Origin of the sequence: Demequina sp. (assembly GCF_016278765.1) — a bacterium.
Taxonomy (GTDB): Bacteria; Actinomycetota; Actinomycetes; order Actinomycetales; family Demequinaceae; genus Demequina.
Genome location: NZ_JADQBE010000068.1, coordinates 1 through 8,691 on the forward strand (window position 1 = coordinate 1; position 8,691 = coordinate 8,691).

General features: G+C 66.3%; 8 protein-coding genes and 1 pseudogene. 5 read left to right on the forward strand and 4 right to left on the reverse strand.

What is annotated here, in order from left to right; all coding sequences use genetic code 11:
• Nucleotides 1-110 (forward strand): annotated as a pseudogene (locus QZZ29_RS10940) (co-chaperone GroES); the annotation flags it as partial.
• Nucleotides 111-240: 130 nt separating this feature from the next.
• Here QZZ29_RS10940 and QZZ29_RS10945 read toward each other — a convergent pair.
• Nucleotides 241-531, reverse strand: coding sequence for a WhiB family transcriptional regulator (locus QZZ29_RS10945; protein WP_291383234.1), 291 nt, complete (start codon nucleotides 529-531; stop codon nucleotides 241-243).
• Between the two features lie 285 nt (nucleotides 532-816).
• Here QZZ29_RS10945 and guaB point away from each other — a divergent pair, with 285 nt between their 5' ends.
• Complete coding sequence (gene guaB, locus QZZ29_RS10950; RefSeq protein WP_291383235.1) at nucleotides 817-2,334, forward strand: IMP dehydrogenase; 1,518 nt, start codon at nucleotides 817-819, stop codon at nucleotides 2,332-2,334.
• Entirely contained in the window at nucleotides 2,331-3,080 is a 750-nt protein-coding gene (locus QZZ29_RS10955) for a TSUP family transporter (protein ID WP_291383236.1), read from the forward strand. The genes guaB and QZZ29_RS10955 overlap by 4 nt, the downstream gene beginning before the upstream one ends.
• Before the next feature lie 39 nt (nucleotides 3,081-3,119).
• Here QZZ29_RS10955 and QZZ29_RS10960 read toward each other — a convergent pair whose 3' ends face one another.
• The 3 genes from QZZ29_RS10960 to QZZ29_RS10970 all read right to left on the reverse strand — a co-directional run bounded on the left by QZZ29_RS10960 (nucleotide 3,120) and on the right by QZZ29_RS10970 (nucleotide 6,541).
• Nucleotides 3,120-4,349, reverse strand: coding sequence for an ATP-binding protein (locus tag QZZ29_RS10960; RefSeq protein WP_291383237.1), 1,230 nt, complete (start codon nucleotides 4,347-4,349; stop codon nucleotides 3,120-3,122).
• A 118-nt stretch (nucleotides 4,350-4,467) separates the two neighbouring features.
• Complete coding sequence (locus tag QZZ29_RS10965) at nucleotides 4,468-5,211, reverse strand: exonuclease domain-containing protein (RefSeq protein WP_291383238.1); 744 nt, start codon at nucleotides 5,209-5,211, stop codon at nucleotides 4,468-4,470.
• A 67-nt stretch (nucleotides 5,212-5,278) separates the two neighbouring features.
• On the reverse strand, nucleotides 5,279-6,541 hold the full coding sequence (locus QZZ29_RS10970; protein WP_291383239.1) for a Glu/Leu/Phe/Val dehydrogenase: 1,263 nt from the start codon (nucleotides 6,539-6,541) through the stop codon (nucleotides 5,279-5,281).
• Nucleotides 6,542-6,629: 88 nt separating this feature from the next.
• On the opposite strand from QZZ29_RS10970, the gene QZZ29_RS10975 reads away from it, so the two are divergent.
• Both QZZ29_RS10975 and QZZ29_RS10980 read left to right on the forward strand, forming a co-directional pair.
• The gene (locus tag QZZ29_RS10975; protein WP_291383240.1) at nucleotides 6,630-7,754 is read left to right on the forward strand and encodes a GuaB3 family IMP dehydrogenase-related protein; all 1,125 of its coding nucleotides are present in this window, start codon (nucleotides 6,630-6,632) and stop codon (nucleotides 7,752-7,754) included.
• A 265-nt stretch (nucleotides 7,755-8,019) separates the two neighbouring features.
• Nucleotides 8,020-8,436: a DoxX family protein gene (locus tag QZZ29_RS10980; protein ID WP_291383241.1), complete on the forward strand. Its 417-nt coding sequence runs from the start codon at nucleotides 8,020-8,022 to the stop codon at nucleotides 8,434-8,436.
• Nucleotides 8,437-8,691: the final 255 nt, after the last annotated feature.

Below are 8,691 nucleotides of genomic sequence, written 5' to 3' on the forward strand. Positions count from 1 at the left end.
CCGTTGGCGACCGGGTCATGTACTCGAAGTACGGCGGCACCGAGGTCAAGCACGGCGGTCAGGAGTACCTGATCCTGTCCGTGCGCGACCTGCTCGCCATCGTCGAGTAAGTCTCTTTGCACGCACTGCGGCCCCGGAGACCTGATGGTCTCCGGGGCCGCAGTGTTCTCCGCGGGGGCGCTGTGGCCGTAGCGGGGGACTAGGCCGCAGGCGCGGTGGAGATGGCCGCGAGGCGGGACGTTAGCTGGCCTGCTTCAAACGGCCCGCAAGGATCGCATGGCGTTCGTCCTCGCTGAGTCCTCCCCAGACTCCAAAGGGCTCGCGCGCGGCAAGGGAGCGTTCTCGGCACAATTCGAGAACGGGGCAACGGTTGCAGAACTGTTTGGCGGCTTCCGCGCGCCGACGGCGGGCCGCGCCGCGCTCGCCCTCGGGGTGAAAGAAGAGGTTCGGGTCGGCGTCTCGACAGGAGCCCTCATACTGCCACTCCCACTGGTCTTGCGTGGGGGTCGGCAGTGTCGCGATCATTTCCATCGTGCTCCTCGCTAGGCGGTTCAAACTCTTGTCTTCATCGACCCGGGTCCGCCCCACATCTCCGCTAGGGACGGGATCACCGTAAACCGGACTAAACGGACAGTCAAGAGAGTCTGGCTCACTGCGACCTCCACCCCTGTTTCTACTCTCTCGGCGGTGGGTTGGGAACCCCCCACTTCGGGGGTGCTGGGAGCTCCCCCAGGTCAGAACGTTTCGAGGATTCCGTCCCCGGCGTGCGGGATCGGGCGACTCGACGACCGGTGCGTGAGCCCTAGACTTGGGCGCATGGCACCCAGCGAGCACGACCCCTTCGGGTTCACCGGCCTCACGTACGACGATGTCCTCCTGCTGCCGGGCGAGAGTGACGTGACGCCTTCCGAGGTGTCGACCAAGACACGACTCACTCGCCACATCGATATCGCCGTCCCGCTTCTCAGCGCGGCCATGGACACCGTGACCGAGGCGCGCCTCGCGATCGCGCTGGCTCGACTGGGAGGCATCGGCGTGCTCCACCGCAACCTCTCCATTGAAGATCAGGCCCAACAGGTCATCACCGTGAAGCGCTCCGAGTCCGGCATGATCACCGATCCCGTGACGGTCGGCCCCGATGCCAGCCTGGCCGAGTTGGACGCCCTGTGCGCCCGCTATCGCGTCTCGGGGCTCCCCGTGGTGGATGCCGACGGCACGCTTGTTGGCATCATCACCAACCGCGACATGCGCTTCGTGTTGCCGGGCGACTATGCCGGCCGATTTGTGCGCGACCAGATGACATCGATGCCGCTCATCACGGCGCCCGAGGGCGTGTCTAACGCCGCCGCCTCCGAATTACTTGCGAAGCACCGCGTGGAGAAGCTGCCGCTGGTGGACAAGGACGGCAAGCTCACGGGCCTGATCACCGTCAAGGACTTTGTGAAGACCGAAAAGTACCCGCTCGCCACCAAGGACGATGAGGGTCGCCTGCGGGTCGCGGCAGCCGTCGGCTTCTATGGCGACGCATGGGAGCGGGCCACCGCGCTGGTGGACGCCGAGGTGGACGCCCTCGTGGTGGACACCGCCCACGGCCACGCCCGGGCCATGATCGACATGATTAGGCGCCTGAAGTCCGACCCCGCGACCTCGCACGTGCAAGTCATCGGCGGCAACGTGGCGACGCGCGCCGGTGCCGAGGCGCTGGTGGAGGCCGGTGTGGACGCCGTCAAGGTGGGCGTGGGGCCCGGCTCGATCTGCACCACACGCGTGGTCGCAGGCGTGGGCGTGCCGCAGGTCACCGCGGTCTACGAGGCGTCGCTTGCGGCGCGCGCCGCCGGGGTGCCGATCATCGCCGACGGCGGCTTGCAGTACTCGGGCGACATCGCCAAGGCCATGGTCGCCGGCGCATCGTCGGTCATGCTCGGATCGCTCTTCGCGGGGTGCGCCGAGACGCCGGGCGACCTCGTGCTGATCAACGGCAAGCAATTCAAGAGTTACCGCGGCATGGGCTCGATGGGTGCGATGGCATCGCGCGGGCGCCGCTCGTACTCCAAGGATCGTTACTTCCAAGCCGACGCTCCGAGTGACGACGACCTCATTCCCGAGGGCATCGAAGGTCGAGTGCCGTACAAGGGCCCGCTGTCGGGGGTGGTGCGTCAGCTGGTGGGAGGCCTCGGACAGTCGATGTTTTACGTCGGCGCGCGCACCATTCCTGAGTTGCAGGCCAAGGGCAAGTTTGTGCGGATCACGCCCGCCGGGCTCAAGGAGAGCCACCCCCACGACGTCCAGATCACCGTCGAGGCGCCCAACTACGCCGGCACCCACGAGCAGTGACGCTGACGTGGCACGCGCTCGTCATCCTGGCGGTCGTGGCGCTGGTCGCCGGCTTTCTTGACACTCTTGCAGGCGGCGGCGGACTGCTGACGCTTCCCGCGCTGCTCCTCGCCGGGGTCCCGCCGCTCGCGGCTCTCGGCACCAACAAGCTGCAGGGGTCCTTCGGCACCGGCATGGCGACGTATCAGGTGTTGCGTCGCCGCCGTGTGTCCTGGCGAGACGTCCGATGGCCGATGCTGCTGGCGTTTGCGGGTTCGGTGCTGGGGTCGGTCGGCATCCAATTCGTCAACACGGACGGCCTGCGAATCCTGATCCCGGTGGTGTTGGCGGTCATCGCCGCCTACTTCCTGTTTGTGCCCCGCGCCCACCACCCGCCGACCGAGCCGCGCATCGGCGAGCGGGCGTTCCACGCCAGCGTGGTCCCCGCCATCGGCGCGTACGACGGCGCGTTCGGGCCCGGGACGGGTTCCCTCTTTGCGCTCACGGGCGTGTCGCTGCGTGCCCAGACGCTCGTGCAGTCCACCGCCGTCGCAAAGACCCTGAACTTCGCCACCAACGTGGCCTCGCTGACCGTGTTCCTCATCGCGGGCCAACTGGTGTGGATCGCAGGTGCCGCGATGATCGGCGGCCAGCTGCTGGGCTCTTACGTCGCATCGCACGTGCTGTTCCGCGTCAAGCCGCTGGTGTTACGCGCGCTGATTGTGGTGATGTCGCTCGGGATGCTGGCGCGGGTGCTGGCGGGCTGAAGTCGTCAAGTCCACCAACTCTCCCAGGGGTGAGGCGCGTCACTGCGGCGAACGCGACTTCCGTTGCCGAGGGCGTCGTTCCGGTACAACCAGAAGAGGGATGGCTCTCGTGAGGAACGCGTCGAAGTGGGGAACGGTGAACGCGGCATATGCGTGCTCCGGCGTGTAGAGCAGCCCCATGTTGATCAGTTCCGCTCGAGTGGGTCCGAGATTCTGCGATGTGCGGCCCATTTTCTCCGCCACATCTGATGCCTTCTGGGGTTCGGGTCCCAGTTCGGCCATAGCGCGCAAGTAGGCCTTCTGGAGTTCGGTCGTGCGATCGAGGCGTACCCGAAAGAAGGACTCGTCCAGCTTTGCCTCGTATTGCGGCACGGCGGCGACCACATCGGAACGGTGGATGGTGGGCCCATCGGCGACGGTCCACACCGCGTATCCCAGTTCTTGAACGAAATAGGGATAGCCGCCCGTCACGGCTACTGCCTCTTCGAGGGCGTCGTCATCGTATGAAGCGCCCTCGTCCACGGCGGGCTTCAATAGCGCGGACTTGGCGTCGTCTTCTCCGAGATTTCCGATCGAGGGAAACTTGAAGAGACGCTCTGCATAAGACTTCGCGTCGCCAGCAAGTTCTGCCATCTGGGGAAGCCCCGCACCCACCATCGTGACTGGAAGTTTTCGCTGGATCATCTTGTGGAGGGCTTCGATGGTCGCCTCGAGTTGTGGCTTCGTGAGGAACTGAATCTCGTCGAAGAGAAGAACGACGCCGCGTCCCCGTTCTCTTGCTGCATCGCCCATGGCGATGAACACGTCCGAGAGGTCGAGGGCCAGGTCTCCGTGGTCGGCATACCCTTCTGCCGCGTCCATGTTGACTCCTGCCGCCCACTTGCCTTGGGCGTCGACGGTCACGGTGAATGACCTCAGAACGGCTGCGGCGTGGTTGAACCGATCAGACCAGCGTGCTCTCGGCGATAGTTCGTGGAGAGCAGTGCGCAACTTCGCGCCGATCGTTCGACGAAAGTGCGAGTCGTCGTTCTTGCTCACCTCAAACTCGACGACAACCCAGTCGCGACCGAGTGCTTTGGTGCGGAATTGGCCGAGCAGAACTGTCTTACCAACGCCGCATAGCCCGGTGATGATCATGGACTGCTCGGTTCGGCCACGGGAGATGCGTTCGAGGAGAAGGTCGAAGGATCCCAGTTGGTCATCACGGCCAACGACGGCCTGAGGCTCGGCTCCTGCGTTGGGCGTGTAGGGGTTCGCCACTGCTTGCATGATCGCCACTTTACATGAGTTAGAAGGTATTATTAGTTGTTAGTAAAACGCAGTAAAGAGTATAAAGTTGGAGGTTGTTGCAGCGCTCTCGCAAGGAGTCGGCCTGGCCCGACGCGTCTCAGAACAGTGCGGCGTCCGCCTCTTCCGGTTCTGTGGCACCGGTGGCGACGGGCCATTCGGGACTCGGCAGATCGTCAGTGGTTCCCTTGGAGATGAGCCACGCGCGGAACCGGTTGGCCCACTCGCCATGGGCGTGCGCCTGCTGATCGTGAAGATCCTGCAACGCCACGCCGCCCAGCGAGGGGTAGCGCTCGGCGATCGCGGGAACCAGGTCGAGCGTGGCCAGGACGTCGGCGTCGGCCGCGTGGAGGGCGTCGGCAACCACCTGCACCCGGTAGGTGCCGCACATGTCAATGAGCTTGCGCTTGCCCTTGCGGTATTTGTCGAGGTGGCGATCGAGCACGAGCGGGTCGATGATTGGCCGGATGCCCAGCGGGAGACGGTGCGCGAGCGTGCGCAGGCCGTGCCGCGCGAGTTCGGTCTCGAGGATGGTGAGGTCGTATTGGATGTTGAAGCCGACCACGGGGATCCCGGCGCCCAGGGCCTCGGCCAAGGCGACGGCGATCTCCTCGAGCGCAGCCGCGGGCTTGGCGCCCTCGGCCCGTGCTTTCTCGGTGGTGATCCCGTGCACCTCGGTGGCGCGGGCGGGGATCTCGACGCCCGGGTCGATCAGCCACTCGCTCACCTCAACCCGCGTGCCATGGCGGCGGATCACGGCCGCCGTCACGATGCGATCGTTGAGGGGCGAGATGCCCGTGGTCTCCGTGTCGAAGCCCACCATGGGGCCGTCAATCCAGCTCATGGGTACCACCCTGTCACGCGGGTATGACGTGGCCCGCGAGGCGCGACGAGCGAGCCGCGTCGGCGGCCTACGGGTAGAGCCCGCGCTGACGGTGCGCCTCGGTGACGCGTCGCACCGCGATGGCGGTGGCCGCCGCCCGATACGTCAGCCCGTGTGCCGAGGCGTACTGGATCACGTCGTGCCAGGCTGCGGTGAGGCGTTCCTCGAGCCGGTCGTTCACCTCGCGTTCGCTCCACTGGTAGGCCTGGTGCGCCTGCACCCATTCGAAGTAACTGACAATCACGCCGCCAGCGTTGGCGAGGATGTCCGGGACCACCACCACGTCGCGCTCCATCAGGATCGCGTCGGCCTCTTTGGTGGTCGGGCCGTTGGCGCCCTCGATGACGATGCGGGCGCGCACGTTGGCCGCGTTGTCGGCGGTGACCACGCCCTCGACGGCGGCGGGGACCAGCACGTCCACGTCCAAGGTGATGAGGTCGGCGGGGTCCAGGGCCTCCGCGCCCTCGAAACCTGCTACCGACCCGGTGCGGTCCACATGCGCCCCCAGGTGAATGATGTCCAGCCCTGCTGCGGAATACACGGCGCCATCGACGTCGCTGACCGCGCGTACTGTCACGCCGGACTGCGACAGAAACCGGGCCGCGTCGCGACCGACCTTACCGAAGCCCTGGACGGCCGCGGTGGACTTTTCGGGCTGCATCCCATGGGCGGCCATGGCCAACATGGCAATGTGTGCCGCGCCGCGCGATGTGGCGGTGGCGCGGCCCCGCGAGCCGCCGAGACCCACCGGCTTGCCGGTCACGACTCCCTGGACGGTGTGGCCGACCAGTGCGGAGTAGGTGTCCATCATCCAGGCCATCGTCTGCTCATTCGTGCCGATGTCGGGCGCGGGGATATCCACTTCGGGGCCGATGATCGGAGAGATCTCTGACGTGTATCGGCGGGTGACGCGCTCCAGCTCGCGGTTGCTGTGGTCGCGTGGCTCGATCGCGACGCCGCCCTTGGCGCCGCCATAGGGGACATCGACCAACGCGCACTTCCACGTCATCCACATGGCCAGGGCGCGTATCTCGTCGAGGTCGACGTTTGAGGCGAATCTCAGTCCGCCCTTCGCGGGGCCTCGCGAGAAGTTGTGCTGGACGCGGTAGCCGGAGTACACCACGACGCTGTCGTCGTCCCGGCGCAGGGGAACGCTCACCTGCATCTCGCGCCGCGCGGTCGCGAGCATCTGGTGCATGCCCTCGTCGTAGCCGAGATGCTCGACCGTCGCGGCCAGTTGTGCCAGCGCGTCGGCGAGCGGGCCCTGCTTGGGGTGACCGGACCGCGTCATCGTTGCCTCCTCTTGCTTTTCCCTGACTCTAGTCCTGGCGCGATGGAAACTGGGAGCGCCCTCGCGCCCGCGCGCTAGGCTGGACGGCGTGAGCAACGAGATCGAGATTGGGCGCGGAAAGCGCGGGCGCAGGGCGTATTCCTTTGACGATGTGGCCGTGGTTCCGTCGCGACGAACCCGCGACCCCGAAAACGTGTCCCTTGCGTGGCAGATCGACGCCTTCCGCTTCGAGATTCCCGTCATTGCGGCGCCGATGGACTCGGTGATGTCGCCCGCCACCGCAATCGCCTTGGGCCGTTTGGGTGGCCTTGGCGTGCTCGACCTTGAGGGCCTGTGGACGCGCTACGAGGACCCGACCGCGTTGCTTGCCGAGATTGCCTCCCTGCCCGCAGCCGCCGCGACGGCGCGGATGCAGGAGATCTATCTTGAGCCCATCAAGTCGGAACTGATCGCCGACCGCCTGCGTGAGGTGCGTGAGGCGGGAGTGACCGTCGCGGGCGCCCTGTCCCCCCACAACACGCAGGAGCACTATTCGGCCGTGTTGAGCGCCGGCGTGGACCTGTTTGTGATTCGCGGGACCACGGTGTCGGCCGAGCACGTCTCGGCGGATGGCGAGCCGCTCAACCTCAAGAAGTTCATCTACGAACTCGACGTGCCGGTGATCGTGGGCGGAGCCGCGACCTATCAGGCCGCGTTGCACCTGATGCGCACGGGTGCCGCGGGCGTGCTCGTCGGCTTTGGCGGAGGGGCCGCACACACCACGCGCACCTCGCTCGGCATCCACGCGCCCATGGCGACCGCTGTGGCCGACGTTGCGGCGGCGCGGCGCGACTACCTGGACGAGTCCGGCGGCCGCTACGTGCACGTCATCGCCGACGGCGGACTGGGCCATTCGGGAGACATGGTCAAGGCCATCGCGTGCGGCGCCGATGCGTTCATGCTGGGCGCCGCGCTGGCCCGCGCCGAGGAGGCGCCCGGCAGCGGCTACCACTGGGGGCCCGAGGCCCACCACCCCGAGCTTCCTCGCGGCGAGCGCGTCCACGTGGGTTCCGTGGGCACTCTCGAGGAGATCCTGTTTGGCCCGGGCGCGCGCGCCGACGGCACCACCAACCTCATGGGTGCCCTGCGCCGGTCGATGGCGACCACCGGCTATTCGGACCTCAAGGAGTTCCAGCGGGTCGACGTGGTGGTCAGCCCGTACCAGGCGGGGTAGGTGGGTAACCAAGCCCAACACCACCTGCCACACGTCGATCTCGCGCACCGGTTCCAGCCGGAGCGCGGCGGGCACGACGCCCCGGGGGAGCGGCACGTGATCTTCGCCGACGAACTCGGTGCCTTCCAGCGTGTGGTGAGGCGGGCGACGCGCTTCTGGGGGTTGGCTCTCGCGCCGGGCCCGACACTGGGAATAATCCGAATCGTTGACGCGTCGTCTAGGTGCAGTAGTTTAGTTGTCGCATCAACCAAGTTAGGAAACCCGCATGGACATCGTCTTTCTCATCGCCCGCATCCTCTTCGCGGTCCTCTTCATCGTCAGCGCCATCGGACACGTGACGCAGTCCGCCGCCATGGCTCAGTACGCGACCTACAAGGGCGCTCCAGGCGGTCGCGTGGGCGTGATCGCGTCGGGTGTCGCGATGGGCGTCGGCGCCCTCATGGTGTTGCTCGGCGTCTTCGGCGACATCGGCGCCCTGCTCGTGGCTGCCACCCTCATCCCCATTAGCTTCTTCATGCACGCCCACTGGAAGGAAGAGGACGCGCAGACCAAGCAGAACGATCAGATCCAGTTCAACAAGAACGCGGCACTCGTCGGCGGCGCTCTCGCGCTGTTCCTGCTGTTCGCAATCCAGGACCCGAGTCTCGGCCTCTCATTCACGGACTCGCTCATCAGCCTCTGACCCGACGCGCAGACGAGACACAGCGAGGCCCCAGATCACTGCACAATCTGGGGCCTCGTCGCGTAGGAAGGGAAAAACCTATTCGTTGTCACCGCGGGTGGCGGCGACAACGTCCACAGCATTGTCAACCACACCGCGGCCATCTGGCCAGACCCCGCGTTGACTCATGAGAGACCTCCGCGTAGCACCATGCGTTGCCTCTTCTGAAAATTTCCGCTTCGGCGTGGTTCGAGACGTGGGTGATGGATGTGGGAT

What these genes read in the sequence shown, in the direction of transcription:
- QZZ29_RS10945 (WP_291383234.1), bottom strand. Translation starts at nt 531, where the DNA reads ATGGAAATGATCGCGACACTGCCGACCCCCACGCAAGACCAGTGGGAG.
- QZZ29_RS10970 (WP_291383239.1), bottom strand. Translation starts at nt 6,541, where the DNA reads ATGACGCGGTCCGGTCACCCCAAGCAGGGCCCGCTCGCCGACGCGCTG.
- QZZ29_RS10980 (WP_291383241.1), top strand. Translation starts at nt 8,020, where the DNA reads ATGGACATCGTCTTTCTCATCGCCCGCATCCTCTTCGCGGTCCTCTTC.
- QZZ29_RS10960 (WP_291383237.1), bottom strand. Translation starts at nt 4,349, where the DNA reads ATGCAAGCAGTGGCGAACCCCTACACGCCCAACGCAGGAGCCGAGCCT.
- guaB (WP_291383235.1), top strand. Translation starts at nt 817, where the DNA reads ATGGCACCCAGCGAGCACGACCCCTTCGGGTTCACCGGCCTCACGTAC.
- QZZ29_RS10965 (WP_291383238.1), bottom strand. Translation starts at nt 5,211, where the DNA reads ATGAGCTGGATTGACGGCCCCATGGTGGGCTTCGACACGGAGACCACG.